The organism is Epilithonimonas sp. (assembly GCF_032055105.1).
Classification (GTDB): Bacteria; Bacteroidota; Bacteroidia; order Flavobacteriales; family Weeksellaceae; genus Epilithonimonas.
In genome coordinates, this window is sequence record NZ_DAMBRK010000007.1 from 172,004 (window position 1) to 196,688 (window position 24,685).

Genomic DNA, 24,685 nt, shown 5'->3' on the forward strand with positions numbered 1-24,685 from the left:
TTTAAACTAAAGAAAACTCGCTCTATCTTTGAATCAGAAATTTTAAAAAACAATAAAATACTCTCATATGAAAAAATTAATCTTAACAATCAGCCTTTCTTTAATAGGATTTACAACTTTCGCTCAAACAGCTTTTGAAAAAGCTATGACAGAAAAAATAGCTAAAGTAGAAGACCATAAAACGCCAGATGAATTCACGGCTTTGGCTAATGATTTTGATAGAATCGGAACTAAAGAATCTAAAGAATGGTTACCGTATTATTATGCTGCATTTGCAACGATTCAGAAAGGAAGAATATTGATGAAATCCAGAAAAACAGCAGAACTTGATCCAGTTGCAGCCGATGCGGAGAAATATATTGCTAAAGCAGAAACATTAAGCCCAAACAATGCTGAACTTTTCATCCTGAAAAAAATGACAAGCGGACTGAAAATGATGGTAGATCCGATGTCCAGATATATGACCGAAGCTCCAGTTGCACAACAAGCTTTGGCTAAAGCACAAGAACTAGATCCAAACAATCCAAGAATCACAGTTTTACAAGCAGAAGATGCTTATTTCACACCAGAACAATTTGGCGGCAGCAAAGCTAAAGGGACAGAATTGTTCAAAAAAGCATTGGAGCAGTTTGGAACTTACAAATCAAAATCTTCTCTTGACCCAAAATGGGGAAAAGCGGAAGCAGAATATTTTTTGAGTCAGAAATAAAATAGAAACATTCATATTTCATAAGATTCCTTCGTCTAGGTGGAGAAATTTAAAATAAGAGCTTGAAACTTTTCAGGCTCTTATTTTTTATTTGAGGGTGTAGTTTATTATTCTAGAAGTAGAGAGATTGTATTGAGAGTTTAAATTTAACCACAAGAATTTTTTCAATCAACATAATTGTTATATAAATTAATAATAGGCTAAATCTGGACAATCTGCTAGATATATTATTAATGAGTTAAAAGCTTTTCATTAAATTTGCAAACTGATTTATTTCTCAGTAATTTTCCCAAATGAAGCAATATTCCGCAAAACGCAGCATCCAAATTCTCGCACATATTCTTGAACAATACGGCATCGATAAAATCATTATTTCTCCAGGTTCCAGAAACGCACCTTTGGCGATTCATTTTTCTGAGATTGATACGTTCCAATGCTACAGTATTGTGGATGAAAGAGCAGCAGCTTTTGTAGGTTTGGGAATGTCAAAATCGATTAAAAAACCCGTTGCAATTACTTGTACAAGCGGTTCTGCAGCGACCAATTATTATCCGGCTGTTGTGGAAGCGTTTTATCAAAATGTACCACTTTTAGTTTTAACGGCGGACAGACCGGCAGATTTTGTTGATATTTTTGACGGACAGACGATTCGTCAAAAAAATATTTTCCAACAGCATTCTTATGGCGATTTCGAATTATTGGAAGATGAAAAAGATGGCGCGGATGATTATAATTTTGAAACCATCAAAAAAGCGGTTGAATTATGCATCGAAAAAAGCGGTCCGGTTCATATCAATATTCCTTTGACAGAGCCTCTTTATAATTTGTTGGAAGAATTGCCTGTAATGCCAGCTGTTGAGAAAACAATTCAGAAAAAGAATTACGAGTTACCTTCCAATCTTGTTGCAGATTGGCATACTTCCAAGAGAATTATGATTTTGGCTGGAACATTGTCTCCAAATCCGGAATTGGAAGCTCAGCTTTCTCAATTGGTTAAAAATCATACCGTTGTTGTTTTAACGGAAATGAATTCTAATCTTCAGCACGACAAATTTTTTGCTCATATCGACCGTTATATCACCGATTTTTCTGAGGAAGATTACCATACTTATGCTCCGGATTTGTTGATTACAATCGGACAGAATGTAGTTTCTAAAAGAGTGAAACAATTCTTGAGAAAAGCAAAACCAAAGCAACATTGGCATATTGATGAATATTGGCAACCAGACACTTATTATGCTTTAACTCAGAAAATTGAAACTAAGCCAGAGATTTTCTTTTCCAAATTATTGAAATCCATTAATCTGGAACCAAGACCTTATTTCAATCTTTGGGATGTTTTGAAAGATAAAAAAGATGCAAAACACGAGGAATATCTTAACAAAGCTCCTTTTTCGGATTTCTATCTTTTTCATCAATTATCTGATATTATTCCTGAAAATTATAGAATTCATATTTCTAATTCTTCAGCAATCCGATACGCACAATTATTTGAATATCAAAAATATGATGTGTACTGCAACCGCGGAACCAGCGGAATCGATGGCTGTACGTCTACGGCAATGGGATTTGCAATGATGGAAGATGAGCCAACGATTTTGATTACCGGCGATTTGTCGTTTTTCTATGATATCAACGGGCTTTGGAATCAGTACATCCCGCCTTATACGAGAATTGTGATTTTCAATAATGGCGAGGGAAACATTTTCAAAATCATTCCTGGACCAAGTGGAACCAATGCTTTGGACGAATTCATTGCAACACAACATCATAGAAATGCAGAATTATTGGCAAAGAATTTCGGCTTCGATTATACACGAGTTGAAGATGAGATTTCTCTTGACCGTGTTTTACCAAATTATTTCAAGCCAGACTCTAAACCAAAAATTTTGGAAGTAATGACTTCAGGATGTAATAATGCGGATATTTTGAAGCAGTATTTTGAAGCTTTGAAGTAAACAAAACTCATTATGAAAAATATAATTCTAAGTTTTGCCTTTCTTTCAATCTTTAGTTTGAAAGAAGAAAGTGATTTAAAGTGTGAAGATTTTCATATTGGTAAATTTGAACTTGTTAATAAATCTAATAACAGAAAGTATATCTTAGAAAGAAAACAAAAATATCAGACTGAGGAAAGTTTTGATTTAAAAACAGGTAAAAACTTAGGAAGTAAAAGAGTTTACAATGTAAAATGGATAAATGATTGTGAATATATTTTATTGATAGATACTTTGAAAAGCAGATTTGATGAAACTGACATTTATATTAATTCAAATGGAGGTTTAAAATGTAAAATTGTTAAAATCAAAAATAACTCTGCAACAATTACAACTTCTTTTGAAGGAAATTCTGTTGAATCAGTAATTTCTAAAATAAATTAAAACTCCAAATCCGATTCCTCTTTAGGCAGATTAATAATTTTTTCAATCGGATAAATGAACATATCATCGAAATCATTCAACGCATTGATAAGCTGAAAATGGGTAAATTTTTTGATATTATCGAGAGTGATTTCTGCTTCTTTGATTTTTTTTAATTTCAAAAGATTCTGTCTCATTACACCATTCAGAAGATAACTTTTTGGTGTGAACCAAGTTTTATCTTTCAAGAACAATAGATTGGAATAAGAAGTATCTGTAATCTGATTATTTTTCACAATAATCACTTCATCAGCGTGACTTTTATCTTTCAATTTTTGTAATTGGGTTCTGTCTGCAGACTTGAAATTATAATCCATTTCATTATCAATAACCAATTCAAAATTAGATAATTTTGAAATCGCATAAGGAATAATTTGTGTTTTGAAATTATTCTCCAAATCATATTCGATTCGGAATTTGTAAAGTCCGTCTTCTTCGTGTTCCAGATTTAAAAATTGACTATGAATATCGATTTTACACACCTTTCCAAAATTCGAAAAAGTGTCGTTCATTCTTTTCTGATGAAGTTCTTTCAGGAAAATTTTCTGGTCTTCAACTTTGATGCTTTCAATAAATCGGGACATAGATTTTGTTTTTCATTTCTTCATATTCGCTAACAAGGTCACTTTGATGGGTAATTCCACCTCCGCTTTTGAAAAACAGTCTCTCGTTCTCTTTTTCAATAAAACGTATCATCACGCAGGAATCCAGATTTTTACCGTCAAAATAACCTGCAATTCCTGTATAAAACCCTCTCTCATATTGTTCGGCTTTCAAAATAATTTCCAACGTTTTGGGTTTTGGAGCGCCTAAAATAGAACCTGCAGGCAACAATTTTTGAAGAATTGTCCCGATTTTATTTTGATATTCCGGTTTGATTTCTCCCTCGATTTCGGAACTCATCGCCAAGAGATTTTTCTGCTTGGTTTTGATATAATCGATTCTTTGAAATTCTTTAACCTGAACCTTATCTGCAACCATACTCAAATCATTTCTCAACAAATCGACAACGGTGTAATGTTCTGCTTTTTCTTTCGGGTCATTTTTAAGAATATTTTCTGCATCCTCAATTTCTGCATCAATCGTTCCTTTCATCGGATGTGTAAAAATCTTGTTATCAACAATTTCTACAAAAGTTTCCGGTGAGAAAAATACGAATTCATTTTTAAACTGAACTTTATATTTTGCCTTTGAAAATTTAAAAATATCTTCTAAACTTAAGTTGGTTTCAATTTCAGTTTTAGTTGTATAATTTGTCAAATAAGAATTTCCTTTTCTAAGATTTTCCTGAACCAATTCAAATCCTTTTTGATATTTTTCTAAGGTTTCAGGAAATGATTTCCATTCAAAATTTGGAATATCTTCGTGTTGATTATTAGCATTTGTAACATTCGGAAAATCAATTAACAAAGCATTATTTTGAATTTCATTTTCAGTGAAAATTCTGACTTCATCCATCAAAAAATTAATCAAGAAAAAAAAAGGTTCATTTCTCTCTGATAATTCGTCCATCTTCTGAAACTGCGGATTCTCAAACATAAAAACAAAAATAGGAATTTGTATCGCAAAGGCGCAATTTAATCTTTAATACAATTGATAAGTCGCAAAGTTTCCAATATTGGATATTTTGCGACTTAAAAACATTGGGTTTGAAAATAATTTTTTGTGCCTTTGCGATATATTTCCAAAACAATAATAGTTACTTTTGCAAAAAGTTTGAGAAATGACGACGCAAAAACCAGAAATCGGGAAAATATTAACAGAGGCTTACCAATATTGGATGAGAACATTGCCATTTCAGTTTTTGTTCAGCGCAATTTACTTTGCGATTTTTATGTTCGCTGCAATGTACGCGTTCCGATATTATGGGCTTTTTGAAGAAGTTCAGAAATTTCAAAACTTATTTTACACAGACACTCAAGCATTTTTGAAAAAGTATGAATCGCTGATGCAGACACAAAATGCGCTTTCTTTTGCAATGGTCGTTTTGGTTATTAAAGCAGTTATTTTCCCTTTGAATATTGGATTTTTTAAAATCTACAGAAAATTAGATTTAGGAGAAACTCCAGAAATCAGTGACCTTTTTGTAGGATTCCGAGGACATTACTTTTTCCTTTTTGCCATTTACTCATTGTTTTGGAGTGTTATCAATACTTACTTGTCTGTTTTTACATTAATTTGGATTCCAATGATGTTGCTTATTCCTGCTTTGATTTTCTTTAGAAACAGCAATTTCTTCGAAGCCTTTAAGATTAATATTCAGACTTTTCAGAAGAATATTATTTTGATTTTGATAGCAAGTTTTGTCTCAATACTTTTTTCCTATTCGGGAATTTTAGCTTTCGGTTTTGGACTATTTTTGACATTTCCGTTTTGGAATGCGATGATTTATGTTCTTTACAAATACTTAATTACTGATTTTCAGGAATAATTGTTGCTGACTTAATTCGATTCAAGATTTTTTTATGTAGATTTGATAATAAACTTCAAACTCAAACTACAATGGAAAATTTTAATGATCTTGATTCTCAAGCAACAACCCCAGAAAGAGAAGTGGGCTCAATTATTTCTCACGCTTTAGAGATTTTTAAGAATACGTTTTTATATTGCTTTTTGGCTGTTGTTATCTATTTCTTGCTTAGTTTCATCATCCAGATGGTAACTGGTTTTGATTCTCAACTTTTGGTTGAAGAAATGACTAGCGGAGGACACGTAGATTACGCAGATATTATTGCAGCTCCTGGTTTTGCGGCTTATACTGGCGCAAGTTTTCTTGTTACACTTCTTCTTACACCAGTTTTAGTAAGTTTGATTTATGTGGCTAATAAATCCAATTTCAAGCAACTAATTGTTGTTTCCGATATCTTTTTTGCTTATAAACAAAACTTTGTTAATATTTTCATTTACGCATTAATTACTCAAATTGCGCTCACAATCCTACTTTTTATGTGCATTTTGCCTGCAGTTTTTGTGATGCCTTTCTTTTTCCTTGGTTATCCTATCTTAATTTTTGAAAAAGCAAGTGCTTTTGATGCTTTGAAAAAATCTTTTGACATTGTACAAAACAATTATGGCACGATTTTACTTACCGCATTATTGGCTGGCCTTATCAGTATTGCAGGTGTAGTTTTGTGTTGTGTGGGGATTTATCTTACAATTCCGTTTGCTTACATCGCAATGTATTCTACTTACTGCGCTTACTGTGGGACGCCGAGACAATTAAATCCATAAAAAATAAATAAAAACTATGTCAGATTCCGGTAAACCAATAGACTCTGTTGTTATAAAACAGATTGCATTAATTCTTCTTATATGTGTTTTAGTTGGGTTAATTTGCTGGAATCTGGCATTATTTATTCCTTCATTTCTCGGAGCTGTTACGCTTTATATCATTTGTAGAAAATTCAATTTTTATTTAATTGAAGATAAAAACTGGAAACCTTGGCTTTCTTCAACAGTTCTGATGTTAGCATCACTTGTAATACTCATTTTGCCTGTTTATTTTACGGTTGACCAATTGGTTTCCAAAATGGGAAATGCACAGGTTTATATGCAAAAATTCAATGTATTTCTGGAGAAGATTCATCAGTTTGTTTATCAAAAAGTGGGGTTTGATATCTTAAGTAAAGAGAATATTACTAAAGTTACCAACTTTGCCGGAACATTTTCTACAAAAGCTTTGAGCACGACTTTTAATACTTTTACGGTCGTTGTTTCGATGTATTTTATCCTGTATTTTATGTTTGTTAAAGCCAGACTTTTTGAAAGAATTGTTGCCAAAGCAATGCCTTTCAAAAGAACCAATACGCAGATGTTAGGTGACAAATTCGTTAAACTCGTAATGGCAAACGCCATCGGAATTCCTGTAGTTGCGCTTGGACAAGGTATTGTAGCTTTGATTGGTTATTACATATTTGGAGCGCCAAGTCCAATGCTTTTATTTGCTTTAACGGCTCTTGCATCTATGTTACCCGTTGTTGGGGCTGCTATAGTTTACGTTCCAGTTGCTATTTTTATGATTGCAGAAGGACAAACAGGACCGGGACTTGGAGTTTTGATTTATGGTCTTGTTGCGGTTGGATTGACGGATAATCTTTTGAGATTTACTTTGCTTAAGAAATTAGAAGACATTCATCCTCTGGTTACCGTTTTCGGAATTATTCTCGGAATGAACATTTTTGGATTTATGGGACTGATTTTTGGTCCAATCATGATGTCTATAACAGTTTTATTAATCCAAGTTTACAGAGATGAATTTTCTGAAGATGAAACGCCACAATTAGAACTTCCAAATCAGGAAATTGAAATAGAAAACAAAAACGATTTAATTATATAAAATGGAGGGAATCAATCCTCAAATCCTGAAAGAAATCTGCGAAGTCAGAATGCCTTTCGGAAAGTACAAAGAAACAATCCTCGCTGACTTACCCATTTCTTACCTCGAATGGTTCATGAGAAACGGCGGATTTCCACAAGGAAAACTCGGAATGCAATTGGCAACAATCTACGAAATCAAATTAAATGGTTTGATGGATTTGCTAAAACCGCTCAGACGATAATTTTTTTCGGTAAATTTGCAATCATAAAAGTTATATGAAGAAAAAAATCAACGCCGTAAGAAGGTCTGTTATGAAAAGTCTTACTAAAAACATTGGTAAGTCGCATGCTGAGGGGAAACTTAATAAAAATTTCAAAGTAAAAAGAGTTCTGATTTCCAGACCTAATCATAGATTGGGAAATATTCTATTATTAACTCCGCTGGTTCAAGAGATTGAAAACACATTTCCGGATGCAAAAATTGATTTGTTTGTGAAAGGTGGAGTGACTCCAATTATTTTCAAGAATTATAAAAGTGTTAACAATATATATCAACTTCCGAAAAAGCCTTTTAGCAATCTTTTTAAATATATAAAAGGCTGGTTTGCTTTGAAATGGAACAAGTATGATTTGGCAATCAACGCAACGCAAGGTTCTTCTTCCGGAAGATTATCTATATCATTAGCAGACGCTGATTACAAATTTTTTGGAGAAGAAGTTGAGAATATTAAATCCCAACATTCTGATTACAATCACATTGCGAAAAATACCATTTACAATTTAAGATATTATCTAACTCAAATTGGACTTGATGAAAACAAATCTGAAGTTCCTTTTCTAGATTTAAAATTAGACCAATCAGAAATTGAAGATGGAAAGAAAAAACTACATAACATTGTAAAAAATGACAAAAAAACCATTTGCCTTTTCACCAATGCGACTGGAGATAAATGTTATTCAGAATCTTGGTGGACATCATTTTATGATAAATTAGAAGCTACTTTCCCAGATTATAATATCATTGAACTTTTACCGGTAGAAAACATCTCAAAACTCAATTTCAAGATTCCAAATTTTTATAGTAAAGATGTTCGTGAGATGTGTGGTTTCATTGCAAATTGTGCCATTTTTATTGCAGCTGATAATGGTGTAATGCATTTGGCGAGTGCTTCTGGAGTTCCAACGATTGGACTGTTTTCTGTGACAGACGAAAATATGTACAAACCTTATAATCATAAAAGTTTATCTGTAAACACCAATAATGTGGACAATGATAAAGTAATGGAGCTGATTAAAACGTCTTTAAACTAATAACCTAAAAATAAGAAGTCAATGAACTGGGTATTTTCCGAAGGTTTTTCTCAATATAAAAATAAAGTTTCTGATATTATTAAAAACTTCAAAAACGGCGGAACTTTAATTGGTCCTGGAGCCAGAAATATTGTAAAAATTTTTGAAATTGAGGGTAAAAAATATAATTTCAAATCCTTCAAACAACATAATTTCATCAATAGACACGTTTACAAGTTTTATAGAAAATCCAAAGCCAGACGTTCTTTTGAATATGCAAATCTCCTACTCAGTAAAAACTTTTACACACCAAATCCTGTTGCCTACATCGAGTTTTTTGATTTTTGGGGATTGACATCAAGTTATTATGTCAGTGAGCAGCTGGACAATTGTTTTCCTTTGACAGACGCTTTACATAATGCTGATTATCCTGAGAGAGAAAAAATTTTCCGAGGCTATGCAACTTTAATGTTCAATTTGCACGAAAAAGGAATCGAGTTTATTGACAATGCTTCTGGAAATTTTCTTTTAAAAAAAGAAAATGAAACTTATAATTTCTACTTAGTTGATCTCAACAGAATGAGTTTTCATTCCGATTTTCCGACTGACAAAAGACTTCTGAATTTTGCAAGATTAACGACCGATGTCGACACAATGAAAATCATCAGCAATGAATATTCTAAGTTATCAGGAGTTCCTGTAGAATATTGTCTTCAAAAAATCAATGAAGCTTCTGAAAAGATGGTAAGAAAACGAAAAATCAAGAAGATTCTGAAGTTTTACAAATACTTTTTGAAGAAATAATTAAGCTTTTAGAGCTGCAATTTCATCACGAAGTTTTGCGGCTTTTATAAAGTCGAGATTTTTTGCTGCAGCTTCCATTTCTTTCTGCTTTTGAGCTAAGATTTTCTCGATATCTTCGCTTCCATAGCTTGCTTTGGTTTCGGCAACTTCCTGTAGAATTTGTTTTTGAGTATATTTTTCGTCTGGGAAATCTTTACTTCTTCCAACCAAGTTTTCACTGATTTTTTTGTTCAAAGCCTGAGGAACTTTGCCGTGCTCTTCATTATATTTCATTTGTTTTTCCCGGCGATAATTGGTTTCATCAAGCGTTGCCTGCATAGATTTTGTTATTTTATCGGCATACATAATGGCGCGTCCGTTTAGATTCCTCGCGGCTCTACCAACCGTTTGAATCATCGAACGGCGAGAACGCAACATTCCTTCTTTGTCGGCATCCAAAATCGCCACTAAAGAAACTTCAGGCAAATCAAGACCTTCTCTTAAAAGATTGACACCAACCAAAACATCAAATAATCCCAGACGTAAATCCTGCATAATCTGGATTCTTTCCAGCGTTTCCACATCAGAGTGGATATATCTTGTTCGGATTCCAACTTTCGTGAAATATTTGGTGAGTTCTTCCGCCATTTTTTTAGTCAAAGTAGTTACCAGAGTTCTTTCATCCAGTTCTACTCTTTTATGGATCTCTTCAATCAAATCATCAATCTGATTCATCGTTGGACGGACTTCTATAATAGGATCCAGAAGTCCGGTTGGGCGGATAATTTGCTCAATATAATTTCCGCCGGTTCTTTCCATTTCATAATCTGCAGGCGTGGCAGATACATAGATGACTTGGTTTTGCAGAGATTCAAACTCTTCAAACTTCAAAGGTCTGTTATCCATCGCAGCAGGAAGTCGGAAACCGTGCTCTACCAATACTTCTTTTCGGCTTCTGTCTCCTCCATACATCGCGTGGACTTGGGGAATGGTAACGTGGCTTTCATCAATTACCATCAGATAATCTTTCGGGAAATAATCCAATAAGCAGAAACCTCTGGAACCGGGTAAACGGCCGTCCATATATCGGGAATAATTTTCTATGCCGGAACAATAGCCTAATTCTTTTATCATTTCCAAATCCAACTCTGTTCTTTCTTGTAGCCTTTTTGCCTCCAAAGGTTTTTCAATTTCCTGGAAGAAATCTACCTGTTTTACCAAATCGTCCTGGATTTGACGCACCGCACTTTGCATGGTTTCTGGTGTGGTTACAAAAAGATTAGCAGGATAAATATTAATGGAGTCAAAATTGGCGGTTACATTTCCCGAAACGGGATCGAAACTTTGAATCTTTTCAATTTCATCTCCAAAAAACTGGACTCTCACCGCATTATCTGCATAAGCAGGAAAAATATCAACGACATCTCCTTTTACGCGGAATGTTCCTCTTTGAAAATCATTCAAAGCTCTGGAATATAATGCATTTACCAAGGAATGGAGTAGTTTTGTTCTGGAAACTTTTACTTCCTTATCAAGTGTAATTAAGGATTTATGAAATTCCGTTGGATTTCCAATACCATAAATACAAGATACTGAAGCCACAATTAAAACATCTCTTCTCCCGGAAAGCAGGCTGGCTGTAGCAGACAATCTCAATTTCTCAACTTCTTCGTTGATGCTTAAATCTTTCTCGATGTAAGTATTTGTGGAAGCAATAAAAGCTTCCGGCTGATAATAATCGTAGTAGCTAACAAAATATTCCACAGCATTTTCCGGGAAAAACTCTTTGAATTCCATAAAAAGCTGAGCTGCCAAAGTCTTGTTGTGGGCCAAAACCAAAGTCGGTTTTTGAACCTGTTGTACCACATTTGCAACGGTAAAAGTTTTTCCGGAACCGGTAACACCGAGAAGTGTCTGATATTTTTCACCAATATTGATTCCTTCTACCAATTTCTCAATAGCTTGAGGCTGGTCTCCAGTAGGATGATATTCTGATTGAAGTTTGAATTGCATGGAACAAATTTACAAAATAAAACGTGGCTTTCCATAAAACAAAACCCTTTCAAAGTTTCAAACTCTGAAAGGGTTATTTGATTATTTTTTTCTAAAAATTTTAAAGAAATTGCATCGTTACAGGTAATTGGAAAACAGTTGTGGCTTCTTTTCCATCTTCCGTTGCAGGTTTCCAAGTTTTACCTTGTGTTGCTGTTTTAAATGCTTTTATAGCTTCCTCATTGAATTTTTGATTATCTCCATCTGGTTTAACGTCCACCGTTTCTCCATACTTGTTAATCGTAATAAATAGATTTGTTTTTATAGTTCCTTTTTTTCCATCAAATGATGAAGAATCAAAAGCTTCAGCAATTCCTTTTCTTAGATTATTCAGTCCCTCAGGAAACTCAGCGTTTGTAAGGTTTCTTGCAGGTGGTGGTGGAGGTGGAATTGGTAATTCATTTTCCTTGAATTCCTTTGGAGTCGGTGGTGTTTTTACTTTTTTAGAATTTTTAAGCTTTACATTGGTTTTTGCTTCTATTCTCTGAGGAATTGTATCAAGATTATTGAAATTATTAATCGTTATTTCTGTTGGAATAGACGGACTTATAGTCTCAATTTCTGAAGCATAGATTTTCTGTACAAACAGAATGCTCAATCCGGCAAAAGCAGAAACAGCAAACAATTTTTTTGTTTTTTCGAATTTTGACTTTTTTGTGGTCATCATAATAAATCGTTTTTTGGTCTTATTGTAATTGAATTGGTGTGTCAAGTTTAGGTTCTGAGTTTGGAGAATCTCGGAAAGAATCAATTGTTGATAATCTTTTATATTATTTTGTTGTTTGATAATAGTTTCGTCCGCCAAAAACTCGTGATTATCTGTCATCGCTTTTTTATAAAAATATAATGCTGGATTGAACCAAGAAAAAACTTTCAAAATCTCTAAAAATAGAATATCCAAAGAATGTTTCTGAACAATATGCGTTTTCTCGTGTTGGAAAATTCGGTTATCGATTTGTTGATTTTCAAAGTAATTTTTATTCAGATAGATTTTATTCCAAAAACTGAACGGAGGCAGATTTTTCTCTAATAATTTCACTTTCAGATTTTGATAATTAATATCAATTCCTTTCAGACTAATGATTTTCCTAATTGAAATAATTGATTTGATAATCAGCAAAATACAAACTAAAAAATAAGCTAAAAAAATTAAATTGATCCAATCAAATTGTGATGTTTGATTTGCATTCTGAATCAATTGTTGCGTTGGAATTTCATCAAAAATCAATTGGCTTTTTTGCTGCGAAGCTGCCGGAAGATTAATTTTAACAAACGGAATCACGTAAGAAAAAACCAAGGCAAACAAAAGATAAAATCTGTTGAAACGGAACATCTTTTCCCGTTGTAAAAACAGATAATAAATCCCTATCAATAACGATGAACAAAGGATTATTTTTAAAATAAGAGTAAACATTTTAATCTTTTATTTCTTTATCAATAATGTCTCGAAGTTCTTTTAATTGTTTCTGAGATAGTTTTGCATTTGAAGTGAAAAATGATGCAAATTGGCTTACAGAATTATTGAAAAAACGGTCAATCATAGAAGTCATTTCGCCTTGGAAATAATCTTCCTTCTTCACTTTTGGAAAGTATTCTCTCGAGTTTCCATAAAGTTTGTATCCTACCAAATCTTTGTTTTGCATTCTTTTCAACAATGTTGCAATGGTTGTTGACGCAGGTTTTGGTTCAGCATATTCTTCCAAAATATCTTTCATAAAAACCTTTTCTTTTTTCCAAAGGATTTCCATTAAGATGATTTCGGTTTCTGTTAATTTTTGCTCGTTCATTTCTACAATATTATATTTTGTTCTACAAATGTAGAATTAAAATTTGAATGCGCAAATTTTTCTATAAAAAAAGGATTCAAAATTATGAACCCTTCAAAGAAAATAATAAAATAAGTTTAGAATTTATAAGTAATTCTTGTAAATATTTGCCTACCTGCAAACCCCATCTGCACAGGATCAAAGATTCCACCGGACTCTGTATTACCATCAGATACAGATGAATATTGTAATGTTGGGTATCTGTTAAAAATATTTTTTCCGCCCACAATCCAAGAGAAATTTTTTGTAAAATCATAACCTAGCGAAATATCCGTGGTCACTCTTGGGGTATAAGTTTGGTAATCATCTGGTCCATTATAACCTACCAAAGTCACTTTATCGAATCTTACCAATTGTAGATTCGCATTGAATTTTTGGATTTTATAATTTAGATTTAGATTAATCTTACTCTTAGGAGCAGAAGCCAAGATAAATGCCCTTTCTCTAGCACTCAAATAAACATCTTCTTTACCAACCAATTTTCCACTGGTATGAACATCTGTAATCTCCATTTCATTGTAATTCCCAGCCAATGTAGCGGTCAACTTTCCAGCACCTAAACCTGTGTTATAAGAGAGAATCAAATCAATTCCTTTTGTTTTGGTATCTACAGCATTAGTAAAAAATTGTGCTTGATCAATATGATTGGTTGTCAAAATCGAGCCAATTGCATCATCTGATTGATCAAATGTTCCGGTCAGCACAATCCTGTCTTTTACTTTAATATAATAACCATCTATAGTTGCGGTAAATTTTCCACTATTGAATGTAAATCCCGCACTTCCATTCGTAGAAGTTTCTTGTTTCAGCTCTGGGATCCCAACTTCTTTTGCAAGAGCACTATCATTAGATGCTAACTGAACCGTCACAAGTTCTCCACCTTGAAAATTGGTGAACTGTAAACTATAATATTTCTGAACCAATGATGGCGCTCGGAAACCTGTAGATATTGATCCTCTGAATGCAAATTGCGGCGTTATCGCATATCTTGTCGCAAATTTTCCATTGATTGTGCTTCCAAAATCATTATAATTCTCAAATCTTCCCGCAGCACTTATCATCCAATTTTTTGTAATATCAAGTTCTGTATCTATGTAAGCAGCAAAATTATTTCTACTTTTTCCAACTTCTTGAGAATAGCCCGGAAAACCTTGTGATCCGCCAGGTCTCACATCTCCAGACAATGGATTAACAACCAATAAATCTGGGTTTGTATCGGCCGTTACCAAATTCCCATTCACATCATACATGGCATAAGACGCCTCTTCGCCTTTTATGATATTGAATTTTTCATACCGGAATTCTGTTCCGATTGCTAGATTCAAACCTTCTAATACATCAAAAAATTTGCTTGTACTTATCCCTGTTGTATTTTGTAAAAGCGAATGTCCTCCTGCATCAAAACTAGTTGGAGAATTAACACCCAAAGTAGCATTGATTGTATTATCAATTTGATACACAAATCTGTTATTTCCAAAAGCATTATAGAAGTCAAAATCCCAATCACCAACTTTAAACTTCAAACCATTATCAAAAGTAAAATCTGAGATTTTTGTGTTCTGAACAGGATCGAAGCCGTTTGGATAAACTTCTGGGATGTTACCATCCGCATCTGCAGACCTTGTCCAGGCATAGGCATGGGTATTACGATAAGAAAAACCTGGCTGTGAATAGAATTTCAAATTATTAGAAAAAGGAACTTCTATATTACCAAAGAAAAAGATATTATTGGATTTAGCATCTCCAAAACGCTGTCTCGGCGCATCAAATTTATCTGGATTTGCATTCCTTATTGCATAATCTTTATTTATGATTTCAAAAGTAAAATTTCCAAAACCTCCATTGTTTCCTATTTTGGTTCCAAGATTTCCGCTGAAATCAAAGGTATTTCCGTCCCATTTTTTATTCGACACCACATCGTTATTTCCTGGACTTTTGAAAAGATTAGCGCCGTAAAAAGCACTTCCTTCAAATCCGTGATCTCTGTCATTCAAAACAACATTGATTACACCTGCGATTGCATCCGAGCCGTATTGGGCAGAAGCTCCATCTCTTAAAATTTCTACTCTTTTTATAGCTGCAACAGGAATCGTATTCATATCATATCCCGAATTACCTCTTCCTCTGGTTCCGAAAAGATTGATCAAAGAAGATTGATGGTATCTTTTTCCATTCAACAAAAGTAAAGTCTGATCAGGACCCAAACCCCTCAAAGTCGCTGGGTCTACAGCATCCGCACCGTCTGAGCCAGATTGTTTGTTAGAATTAAATGATGGCGCAGCAAATTGTAAAAGCTGATTAACATCTACCTGACCTGTGGATTGGCTTACTTGTTTCAGATCGATAACATCTACTGGGACAGGGGTATTTGTAACGGTTCTATTTTTATTCCGAGTTCCAATAATAGTAACCTCTTCTACTGCCGTTTCTCCTGAAAGACTATCTTTTGTCTGAGCAAGATAAAGTGAACTTGCACCCAAAAAAAACACAACACTTATTTTTTTGATTTTCATATTAATTAGGAATTTGTAATCAAAAATATAATTTTTTAACTAATTATATATTAAAAAAAAGGGCAAATGTTAAAATATGTGAAAATACTTAAAACAAGCCCCGTCAAAAACAGGAGGTAAGTGGAAAAAAAATTTAATTAAGATTTTTTTGGTGGCACTATTTTTCCATTCATTAGAAAAAATATCTGTTATGCTGAAGTCCATTATTCTTCCAATGTTTTGTTTTTCAACGATTTTGATTTCTTGTCAGGAAAAAGAATCTATCAAAAACCTTCCTCCAGTAGAAAAAGAGAAACCAAATTCCAACAACAAACCAACTTTTGAAGGACAAACGAGAGTGATGGGTTACAAAACGCAGACAGAATATCAGGTTGATGTTATCAATACAAAACTTGACAAACCTTGGGGAATTGCACAATTGCCCAATCATAATTTTCTGATTACTGAGAAAACAGGATTTATCAATCTTGTGTCTCCAGACGGAAAATATGTAACAAAAATAACGGGTCTTCCGAAAGTTGATAGTCGCGGACAAGGCGGACTTCTTGATATTGTGATTGACCCGGATTTTGAAAATAATCAAACGATTTATTGGTCATTTTCAGAACCTTATGAAAAGGGGAATTTGACTTCTGTTGCAAAAGGTATTCTGTCGACAAACAAAGTGGAAAACGTCAAAGTTATTTTCCGAGCAACACCTTCTTATGATGGAAGACTTCATTACGGAAGTCGATTGACTTTTGATAAATCAGGAAATCTTTTCGTAAGTACAGGTGAAAGGTCGGACTTGGAAACACGTCCGTTGGCTCAGGATTTAAAAGCATATTTGGGAAAAATTATTAAAATCGATAAAAACGGAAAACCTGCCGCAGGAAATCCTTTTATCGGAAGCAACAAAGCTCAGCCAGAAATCTATTCTTACGGACACAGAAATCCTCAGGGAATTGCCATTCATCCAGAAACCGGCGAACTTTGGGAAACCGAAATGGGACCAAGAGGTGGAGATGAAATCAACCTCATACAACCTGGAAAAAATTACGGCTGGCCAACAATTACTTACGGAATCGAATATTCTGGACAGAAAATCAATAATGGATTGACAAAAAAAGATGATTTGGAACAGCCCGTTTATTATTGGGATCCGGTGATTTCTCCAAGTGGAATTACATTTTATACGGGAAACATTGTTGAGTGGAAAAACAATCTTTTCATTGCTTGTCTCAGTGGCGAAAAAATCAACAGAATTATTCTTGAAAACAACAAAGTTGTCGGAGAAGAAAGGTTATTAGAAGACCAAGGCGAGAGATTCCGTGATGTTTTTGATGGGAAAGACGGGAATCTTTATGCGGTGACGGACAGTGGGAAATTGTATAGGATTTCTAAGAAATAATTATTGTTTTTTAACTCTATCGGCTTTTTTAATTCCTTGAAAATCTTTTAGATAAAAGGGTTCAAAGTAAGCCACATTTTCAAAATCTTTTAGATTGAATTTTTCAACCGATTTTTTAATCAAGCCTTTTGCTGAAGGATAAATATCCGATTTGAATTCCGCATTAGGAAGATTCAGGATTTCTTGAGCTTTTTTTGCACCGTCTCCAATAAAGAGAATTTTCTTGTCAGATAATTCTGAAAAGGAATTTTCATCTAGGATTTTGGCTTCGGTTTCAGAAATCATTTCGCCTGATTTCCCATCGAAAAAAGCGGTGTAAACTTCCATTCTTCTGGCATCAATCAAAGGAATAATTAATTCAAAACCTTGATTAACGAATTCTTCAACCATAGAATCTAAAGAATTAACAGCAATCAAAGGAAGCTTCAAACCATAACAAAAGCCTTTTGCAGAAGCCGCTCCAATTCTAAGACCTGTATAAGAACCCGGACCTTTGCCCAAAGAAACAGCATCCAAATCTTTCAAAGAAATTTCTGCGCCTTCCAAAGCCCATTCAACAAAACTGTGAAGATTTTCGGATTGTTTATAATTATCGGAAACTTCTTCGCAAAGGCAAAGCAGATTTTCACCATCAGAAATGGCAACAGAACAGTTTTTGGACGAGGTTTCTATGTGAAGGATTTTCATTCTGCAAATGTAAGAATTAAGGAAGAATTATTTCAAACTCACACTCTGCCGGCTCCACAATTTCCAGATTCCTTTTTGCTTAATCCAAAATTCGAGAACTGAAAGCTTCATTTCAAAAGCTTCGTTTTTGTAAAGTCCTTTGACAGCTATGATTCTTCTGATATTTGCGAATTTATTTTTAATTTTAAATTCCTTTAATTTAGTTTGTTTAATAGATTGATATTTCACTTTTCCGGATTCGAAATCTTTTCTGAAATCATCTTTATTCTGAATCCAGCCATTAGAATGCCCAAAAGAAACATCATCAGAAAACAATTCTAAAATCTTAGAATCATTATTTTCCATCAAAGAATCCAGTTTTAAAACCTGACTCAACAATGTTTTTTCTTTCTTAGAATAAATCTGAGAAAATCCGGCAACAAAAAACAAGCAGAAAATTAAACTTAAAAACCTCATTATCAGATTATAATTTTCTATAAATTGTCCTTGGCTCTGCTTGTGCTTTCGGATAAATCGTCATATCAGAAACCGAAACTCTTTCCGGAACATTGATGCAATAAGCAATCGCATCCGCAATATCTTCTGCAACTAAAGGTTCGTAACCCGCATAAACTGTCGCAGCTCTTTCATCATCACCTTTGAATCTTACTTTCGAGAAATCAGTTTCAACAGCTCCCGGCTGAATATTAGTCACACGAATCCCAAATTCTGTCAACTCGATTCTCATTCCTTCCGAAATTACATCAACGGCTTTTTTAGAAGCACAATAAACCACACCATTCGCATAAGTTTGTCTTGCCGCAACCGAGCTGATGTTGATGATTTGCCCGTTTTGTTTTTCTTTCATCAATTTGATAATCGGTTGAGAAACATATAATAAACCTTTCACATTTCCATCCATCATTAAGTTCCAGTCATCGATATTTCCTTCAGAAATTGGGTCAAGTCCGTGAGCGTTTCCAGCATTATTAATCAAGACATCTATATTTTTCCAATTTTCCGGAAGTGAATTGATGGCAGAAAAAACTTCCTCAGAATTTCTGACATCAAAACTCAAAGTAAAAACTTCAGTTTCTTTTGACAATTCTGTTTTGAGTTCTTTGAGAACCGTTTTATTTCTTCCGCAGAGAATCAATCTGTTTTTTTGCGTTGCTAATAGAATTGCAGTTGCTTTCCCGATTCCGGAAGTTGCTCCGGTGATGAATATTGTTTTCAATTTTAAATTAGATTTAGTTGATACAAAATTAAGTCATAAAAAAGAAAAATCCCGAATTATTCGGGATTGATTTATTTCTTATCTCTCTGGAAATCCAGACTAACAGAATTCATACAATATCGAGTTCCTGTTGGTGGCGGACCATCATTAAAAACGTGCCCTAAGTGTGAATCGCAACGTTTGCAAAGAACTTCGATGCGTTCCATTCCGTGAGAAGAATCTCTCTTGTAAATTACGCCATCTTTATCTGCTTCGAAGAAACTTGGCCAGCCACAAGTACTCGCAAATTTAGAGCTCGAACGGAACAAATGATTACCGCAAACAGCGCAGTAATATTCTCCAACTTCATCGAAATCATTATATTTTCCTGTGAAAGGATATTCTGTATTGGCTTCTCTTGCGATGGCGTAAACTTCAGGAGCAAGGATTTTTTTCCATTCTTCGTTGGAAACATTCAGTTTGGTTTTGTCAGTTCTTGAATAATAGGGATTGTTGGCGTGTGTGTTATCTTCCATTGTTGTTTGTTGTTGAGGTTTGGTTAAATCAATTTTTTTCTGCGCACATTGTTGCAAAAATAAACTGATTAATATTAAAAAAACTACTTTTTTCATTGAAATAAATTTACAACAATTAAAGCGAAAATTCATTAACATAAGATATCTAAACAAATGCACTCATTCCAGTAATCGAGCGACCAACAATCAACGAGTTGATTTCTTTGGTTCCTTCATAAGAATAAATGGCTTCTGCATCGGCAACAAAGCGGGCAACATCGTGTTCCAAAAGAATTCCATTTCCACCCATTACTTCTCTTGCTTGCGCCACAACATCACGCGTTCTCAGGCTACAGAAGACTTTTGCTAAGGAAGCGTGTTCGTCTTTCAAAATATCAGCATCTTGCATTTCGGACAATCTGAAAACCAAAGTTTGCATTGCTGTCAAATTCGATAACATTTCTACCAAATGCCCTTGAATCAATTGAAAGGAAGCAATCGGTTTTCCAAATTGCTTACGTTTTCTGGTATAATCCAAAGCACTTTCGTAAGCTCCTCTTGCGCAGCCTGTCGCCATCCAAGCAACGCCTGCTCTTGTCATTTGGAGGACTTTTGCTGTGTCTTTGAAACTGTTGGCGTGTTCCATTTTTTGAGAATCGGCAACGAAACAATCTTTCATTGTAATCAATCCGTTTTGAACAATTCGGAGTGCCATTTTTCCTTTGATTTTTTCGACCGAAAAACCTTCCGTTCCTTTTTCGACAATGAAACCTTTGACTTGATTGTCATCTAAATCTCTTGCCCAAATAATAATCACATCAGCAAAAGTCGCATTACCAATCCATTTTTTCTGTCCGTTCAGAATCCAGCCGCCTTCTACTTTTTTGCAGGTTGTTGTCAATCCGCCTGCTGCGCCAGAACCAACTTCTGGTTCTGTCAATCCAAATGCGCCAATCAAATCGAATTGTTGCATCTTCGGAAGGTATTTTTGTTTCTGTTCTTCGGAACCGCACATATAAATTGAGCCCATTGATAATCCAGATTGAACTCCGAAAAATGTAGCTAAAGATGCATCAACTCTGGCGATTTCCATTGCAATAACACCTTCCATTAAGAAAGGAAGGTTCGGACAACCGTAACCTTCGTAAGTGACACCGCAGAGATTCAGTTTTTTGAATTTTGGGATGAGTTCGTGTGGAAAATCATCGTGCAGCCAATAATCGTTGACCAAAGGTTTTGCTTCTTTTTCCATAAACTCACGGACTTTTAACTGAATTGCTCTTTGCTCATCCGTCAGTTTCATATGTAATTCATAAAAATCGCCATTAATCGGTGGTAATTCTTTTTTCTTGCCAGAAGAATCGAGCATTTTCGTCAAACCTTTGATTTGATTTTCATCCAATTTTGAGAACTGATTCATCAGTTTTGGAAGGTCAACTTTTTGTGAGATTTTGGAGATTTGGTCTATATCGATATGTTTCAGGAGATTAAAAATTCCTTTGATTTTGGAAATAGTGCTGTTCATAGATTCTGTTTTCTTGTAGAATGCAAAGAATATTCCTAAATTGTAAACCACAAAAGGCACAAAAGTTTACCGGTTTTTTAATATAAAGACAAAAAATCTTTGTGTCTTCTGTGGTTCGTTTATTTTGTATTTGCTAATTTTGCAAAACGATGTTGAGAAGGTTTCAATTGATATTAATGATTTTATGTTTGGGGATTTTTGTATTTCCGAGGCAAAATTTTAATGTTCAGTTGGCTCAGAGTTCTTGTTGTGAAGCTCAGAAATCAGATTCTGAGTGTTGCAAAAAAGAAGAGAAAAAATCAGATTCTTGTCATCACGATTCCAAAAAAGAAAAAGACTGCAAAGACAATTGCACCACTTGCAAAACCTGCAGTTCGGGATTCGTTTTTTCTGTTGTTCTGAATAATTTCGACAACAAACTGAAAACTTTGGTTTTCGAAATCAACAATCCTTTTTCTTACTATTCTCAATCACCTTTAGCAAGGTCTTTCAATATTTGGCAACCGCCTAAACTTGGTTAATTTTTTTTATTTAAATGTCTTCGAGAGCCTCAGATTGACAATTCAGGGGGCAATTTTACAAAGACATTATTATCAAACAATTAAAATTAATCAAAATGAATACAATCATAAAATCAGGAATTTTATTCCTTTCTATATTTCTATTTTCAAATTTTTCTGCTCAAACCAAATCTTTCAAAGCCAAAGTAGAAGGCAACTGCGGAATGTGCAAAGAACGCATCGAAACCGCTGTTAAAGCTGATAAAAATGTAAAATCAGCCGACTGGAGTATGAGCAAAAAAGTCTTGACCGTGAGTTATGACGCTTCTAAAACTGACAAAAAAGCAATCCTGAAAAGCGTAGCCAATGTTGGTCACGACAACGAAATGTTCCGTGCTTCTGACAAAACTTACGATGATTTAGACGCTTGCTGCCAGTACGACCGTCCTGACAACAGCAAAAAATTGGCAAAAAATGCTAATACAAAACAAGTCTGCGAGCTTAAGTAATTAATTTAAATTTTTGACGATGAATTATTTAAGTAGAAAACTTATGTTTTCTGTGCTGCTCTTTTGTTCGATATTTTCATTCGCGCAAACCGTTACAGAACAGTTTTTGGTAAAAGGAAATTGCAATATGTGCAAAGCCAGAATAGAAAAAGCAGCCTTGAAAGCAGGAGCACAAACAGCCAACTGGACTGCAGAAAATCAGACTTTGACGATGACGCTTGAAGAATCGAAAGTGCAATGCGACGATATTCTGAAACAAATCGCTGAAGTTGGTCACGATAACGAGAAATTCAAAGCGCCTGAAGATGCTTACAAAAACTTGCCTGCGTGTTGTCTATACACAAGAGGTTCTGATTTCGAAAAACCGATTGACACGCTTGAACATCACTCAGATTCTGATAAAAAAACCAATCAAATTGAAGGTGTAAAACTGACGAGAGAAAAAGAAGCGACTGCCATCAACAAAAAAGAAGCAGGATTGATTTTCAATATCAGTTCCAAAGAATTGTTAAAAGCGGCTTGCTGTAATCTTTCCGAAAGTTTTGAAACTAATGCAACTGTGGATGTTTCGTTCAGTAATGCGGTTACGGGAACTAAGCAATTAAAAATGCTCGGACTTGACCAGAAATATACACTTTTGACCAAAGAACAATTACCTGAAATCCGTGGATTGGCTTCACCTTATGGACTCAATTTTATTCCTGGAAAATGGATTGGCGGAATCCAATTAACAAAAGGCGGAAGCACGGTTGTAAATGGTTACGAAAGTATTACTGGACAAATCAATACGGAACTTTTGAAGTCTAACGAAGATGATAAAAAATCGGAAACGGAAATCAATTTGTTTTCTGATAACAATGGTCGAGTTGAAGCCAATGTGACGAGTACTTCTCCAATTTCTGACAAATGGACTCAAAGTGTTTTACTCCACGGAAATGGAACTTTTGGAGATACAGATATGAACGATGACGGTTTTCTTGACAGACCAAAAGGAAGTCAGTTAAATGTTGCTTATCTTTTGAATTACAATGATTTGGTGAATTCAGGATTTGCTTCGCATTTCGGAATTAATTATCTGAAAGATGAAAGAACGGCGGGACAAATCGGATTTAATAAAAGGATTCCTCAAAAAGACCAATCGCTTTATGGTGTTGGAATTGATATCTCAAGATTTCAATTATGGAATAAAACAGGTTATGTTTTCAAAGGGAAACCTTATCAAAGCTTGGGTTGGATGAATCAATTGACTTATCATCAGCAAGATAGCTTTTTTGGATTGAGAAATTATTTTGGAAAAGAAACGTCTTATTATTCTAATTTGATTTTCGAAAGTATCATCGGAAATACGAATAACAAATATAAAGTTGGTGCGAGTTTCCTTTATGATAAATACGATGAAGATTATCTTTTGGACAATTACAAAAGAACCGAAACTGTTCCTGGATTGTTTGCAGAATATACTTTGACAGGTGAAAAATTCACTTTGGTAACAGGTGCGCGTGTTGATTTCCATAATCTTGCTGGAACACAGTTTACGCCGAGAATGAATTTCAAATATGATTTGACGCCGAAAACGATTTTCAGAATTTCGGCTGGACGAGGTTTCCGAACTGCGAATATCTTTGCAGAAAGTCAATCTTATTTTGCATCCAATCGTCAAATCCAAATCATCAATAATGGTGGTGAAATCTATGGTTTGAAACCGGAAATCGCTTGGAATTATGGCGTGAGTTTACAACAAGAATTCAAATTATTTGGAAGAAAATCCACGATTTTAGCTGATTTTTTCAGAACAGATTTCCAGAATCAGGTTGTAACCGATTTGGATGAATCTGCTCAGAAAATTTTGTTTTACAATCTTGAAGGAAAATCTTTCGCCAACAGTTTCCAGACACAATGGGATTTTCAGCCGATTAAAAACTTAGATTTCAGATTGGCTTACAAATATTACGATGTTGCTTTGGATTATCTAAGCGGACTGAAAAAAGTGCCATTTATGGCAAAACATCGTGGATTTGCGAACTTGGCTTATTCAACCAATAAAACTGAAAAAGGCAGATTTTGGAGCTTTGACACGACTTTGAATTTAGTTGGAAAACAAAGACTTCCGAATACAAAATCAAATCCTACAGAATTTCAATTAGCAGATTATTCACCAAGTTATGCAACTTTGAATGCTCAGATTTCCAGAAACTTTTCTGAGAAAATCAGAGTTTATTTAGGAGGAGAAAACTTAACCGGTTACCAGCAAAAAGTTGCGATTCTGGATGCAGGTAATCCTTTTGGAAATTACTTTGACGGAGGAATGGTTTATGCGCCGATTATGAAACAGAATTTCTATGTTGGTGTAGATTTTAAGTTTTAAATCTTTAAAAATAATTATAAAAAAACCTCGTCACATTTGGACTGCCCCCAAAAAGTTATACACTTTTTAGGGGCATTTTTTATGAGAAG

Annotated in this window: 24 protein-coding genes; 13 read left to right on the plus strand and 11 right to left on the minus strand. The window is 34.3% G+C overall.

Annotated features, from left to right (window positions below; translation table 11 throughout):
• Window positions 1–67 precede the first annotated feature (67 nt).
• The 3 genes from RTY06_RS08245 to RTY06_RS08255 all read left to right on the plus strand — a co-directional run bounded on the left by RTY06_RS08245 (window position 68) and on the right by RTY06_RS08255 (window position 3,090).
• Window positions 68–709 carry a hypothetical protein gene (locus RTY06_RS08245; protein ID WP_312824156.1) on the plus strand — a complete coding sequence of 214 codons (642 nt, stop codon included), beginning with the start codon at window positions 68–70 and terminating at the stop codon, window positions 707–709.
• 293 nt (window positions 710–1,002) lie between these two features.
• Window positions 1,003–2,667 carry a 2-succinyl-5-enolpyruvyl-6-hydroxy-3-cyclohexene-1-carboxylic-acid synthase gene (gene menD, locus RTY06_RS08250; protein ID WP_312824158.1) on the plus strand — a complete coding sequence of 555 codons (1,665 nt, stop codon included), beginning with the start codon at window positions 1,003–1,005 and terminating at the stop codon, window positions 2,665–2,667.
• A gap of 12 nt (window positions 2,668–2,679) precedes the next feature.
• On the plus strand, window positions 2,680–3,090 hold the full coding sequence (locus RTY06_RS08255; RefSeq protein ID WP_312824160.1) for a hypothetical protein: 411 nt from the start codon (window positions 2,680–2,682) through the stop codon (window positions 3,088–3,090).
• On the opposite strand, the gene RTY06_RS08260 is transcribed toward RTY06_RS08255, so the two are convergent.
• Together RTY06_RS08260 and RTY06_RS08265 are read right to left on the minus strand one after the other, a co-directional pair.
• Window positions 3,087–3,713, minus strand: a complete 627-nt coding sequence (locus RTY06_RS08260; protein ID WP_312824161.1) for an aminotransferase class IV — start codon at window positions 3,711–3,713, stop codon at window positions 3,087–3,089. The two genes, RTY06_RS08255 and RTY06_RS08260, sit on opposite strands and share 4 nt — an antisense overlap.
• Window positions 3,697–4,641 (minus strand): aminodeoxychorismate synthase component I, encoded by a 945-nt coding sequence (locus RTY06_RS08265; RefSeq protein WP_312824162.1) that lies wholly within the window; start codon window positions 4,639–4,641, stop codon window positions 3,697–3,699. Before RTY06_RS08265 ends, RTY06_RS08260 begins: the two co-directional genes overlap by 17 nt.
• Window positions 4,642–4,852: 211 nt before the next feature.
• On the opposite strand from RTY06_RS08265, the gene RTY06_RS08270 reads away from it, so the two are divergent.
• The 6 genes from RTY06_RS08270 to RTY06_RS08295 all read left to right on the plus strand — a co-directional run bounded on the left by RTY06_RS08270 (window position 4,853) and on the right by RTY06_RS08295 (window position 9,540).
• Window positions 4,853–5,560: a hypothetical protein gene (locus RTY06_RS08270; RefSeq protein ID WP_312824163.1), complete on the plus strand. Its 708-nt coding sequence runs from the start codon at window positions 4,853–4,855 to the stop codon at window positions 5,558–5,560.
• A 71-nt stretch (window positions 5,561–5,631) separates the two neighbouring features.
• Window positions 5,632–6,360, plus strand: a complete 729-nt coding sequence (locus RTY06_RS08275) for a beta-carotene 15,15'-monooxygenase (protein WP_312824165.1) — start codon at window positions 5,632–5,634, stop codon at window positions 6,358–6,360.
• Window positions 6,361–6,376: 16 nt separating this feature from the next.
• Entirely contained in the window at window positions 6,377–7,465 is a 1,089-nt protein-coding gene (locus tag RTY06_RS08280; protein WP_312824167.1) for an AI-2E family transporter, read from the plus strand.
• 10 nt (window positions 7,466–7,475) lie between these two features.
• Window positions 7,476–7,688, plus strand: a complete 213-nt coding sequence (locus tag RTY06_RS08285) for a DUF3820 family protein (RefSeq protein ID WP_089770244.1) — start codon at window positions 7,476–7,478, stop codon at window positions 7,686–7,688.
• Window positions 7,689–7,722: 34 nt separating this feature from the next.
• Window positions 7,723–8,757, plus strand: coding sequence for a glycosyltransferase family 9 protein (locus RTY06_RS08290; RefSeq protein ID WP_312824169.1), 1,035 nt, complete (start codon window positions 7,723–7,725; stop codon window positions 8,755–8,757).
• Window positions 8,758–8,778: 21 nt separating this feature from the next.
• Entirely contained in the window at window positions 8,779–9,540 is a 762-nt protein-coding gene (locus tag RTY06_RS08295) for a lipopolysaccharide kinase InaA family protein (RefSeq protein WP_312824171.1), read from the plus strand.
• Here the strand turns inward: RTY06_RS08295 and uvrB are convergent, their stop codons facing one another.
• The 4 genes from uvrB to RTY06_RS08315 form a co-directional block, all read right to left on the minus strand.
• On the minus strand, window positions 9,541–11,532 hold the full coding sequence (gene uvrB, locus RTY06_RS08300) for an excinuclease ABC subunit UvrB (RefSeq protein ID WP_312824172.1): 1,992 nt from the start codon (window positions 11,530–11,532) through the stop codon (window positions 9,541–9,543).
• A 100-nt stretch (window positions 11,533–11,632) separates the two neighbouring features.
• Window positions 11,633–12,904 carry a M56 family metallopeptidase gene (locus tag RTY06_RS08305; protein WP_312824174.1) on the minus strand — a complete coding sequence of 424 codons (1,272 nt, stop codon included), beginning with the start codon at window positions 12,902–12,904 and terminating at the stop codon, window positions 11,633–11,635.
• A gap of 82 nt (window positions 12,905–12,986) precedes the next feature.
• Complete coding sequence (locus RTY06_RS08310) at window positions 12,987–13,358, minus strand: BlaI/MecI/CopY family transcriptional regulator (protein ID WP_312824175.1); 372 nt, start codon at window positions 13,356–13,358, stop codon at window positions 12,987–12,989.
• A gap of 116 nt (window positions 13,359–13,474) precedes the next feature.
• Complete coding sequence (locus RTY06_RS08315) at window positions 13,475–15,910, minus strand: TonB-dependent receptor (RefSeq protein WP_312824177.1); 2,436 nt, start codon at window positions 15,908–15,910, stop codon at window positions 13,475–13,477.
• Between the two features lie 190 nt (window positions 15,911–16,100).
• On the opposite strand from RTY06_RS08315, the gene RTY06_RS08320 reads away from it, so the two are divergent.
• A complete protein-coding gene (locus RTY06_RS08320; RefSeq protein WP_312824179.1) occupies window positions 16,101–17,300 on the plus strand; it encodes a PQQ-dependent sugar dehydrogenase in 1,200 nt (399 codons plus the stop codon).
• Here RTY06_RS08320 and tsaB read toward each other — a convergent pair whose 3' ends face one another.
• The 5 genes from tsaB to RTY06_RS08345 form a co-directional block, all read right to left on the minus strand.
• Window positions 17,301–17,987, minus strand: coding sequence for a tRNA (adenosine(37)-N6)-threonylcarbamoyltransferase complex dimerization subunit type 1 TsaB (gene tsaB, locus RTY06_RS08325; protein WP_312824181.1), 687 nt, complete (start codon window positions 17,985–17,987; stop codon window positions 17,301–17,303).
• Window positions 17,988–18,014: 27 nt separating this feature from the next.
• Entirely contained in the window at window positions 18,015–18,443 is a 429-nt protein-coding gene (locus RTY06_RS08330; RefSeq protein WP_312824183.1) for a nuclear transport factor 2 family protein, read from the minus strand.
• A gap of 7 nt (window positions 18,444–18,450) precedes the next feature.
• Window positions 18,451–19,203: an SDR family NAD(P)-dependent oxidoreductase gene (locus tag RTY06_RS08335; protein ID WP_312824184.1), complete on the minus strand. Its 753-nt coding sequence runs from the start codon at window positions 19,201–19,203 to the stop codon at window positions 18,451–18,453.
• A 71-nt stretch (window positions 19,204–19,274) separates the two neighbouring features.
• Window positions 19,275–19,814: a peptide-methionine (R)-S-oxide reductase MsrB gene (msrB, locus tag RTY06_RS08340; RefSeq protein ID WP_312824185.1), complete on the minus strand. Its 540-nt coding sequence runs from the start codon at window positions 19,812–19,814 to the stop codon at window positions 19,275–19,277.
• 49 nt (window positions 19,815–19,863) lie between these two features.
• Window positions 19,864–21,222, minus strand: coding sequence for an acyl-CoA dehydrogenase family protein (locus RTY06_RS08345; RefSeq protein WP_312824186.1), 1,359 nt, complete (start codon window positions 21,220–21,222; stop codon window positions 19,864–19,866).
• Window positions 21,223–21,398: 176 nt separating this feature from the next.
• Between RTY06_RS08345 and RTY06_RS08350 the strand changes: the two genes are divergently transcribed.
• From RTY06_RS08350 to RTY06_RS08360, 3 genes are all read left to right on the plus strand, one after another.
• Complete coding sequence (locus RTY06_RS08350) at window positions 21,399–21,743, plus strand: hypothetical protein (RefSeq protein WP_312824187.1); 345 nt, start codon at window positions 21,399–21,401, stop codon at window positions 21,741–21,743.
• Between the two features lie 95 nt (window positions 21,744–21,838).
• Window positions 21,839–22,231, plus strand: coding sequence for a heavy-metal-associated domain-containing protein (locus RTY06_RS08355; protein ID WP_312824188.1), 393 nt, complete (start codon window positions 21,839–21,841; stop codon window positions 22,229–22,231).
• Between the two features lie 43 nt (window positions 22,232–22,274).
• Window positions 22,275–24,596, plus strand: a complete 2,322-nt coding sequence (locus RTY06_RS08360; RefSeq protein WP_312824194.1) for a TonB-dependent receptor domain-containing protein — start codon at window positions 22,275–22,277, stop codon at window positions 24,594–24,596.
• Window positions 24,597–24,685: the final 89 nt, after the last annotated feature.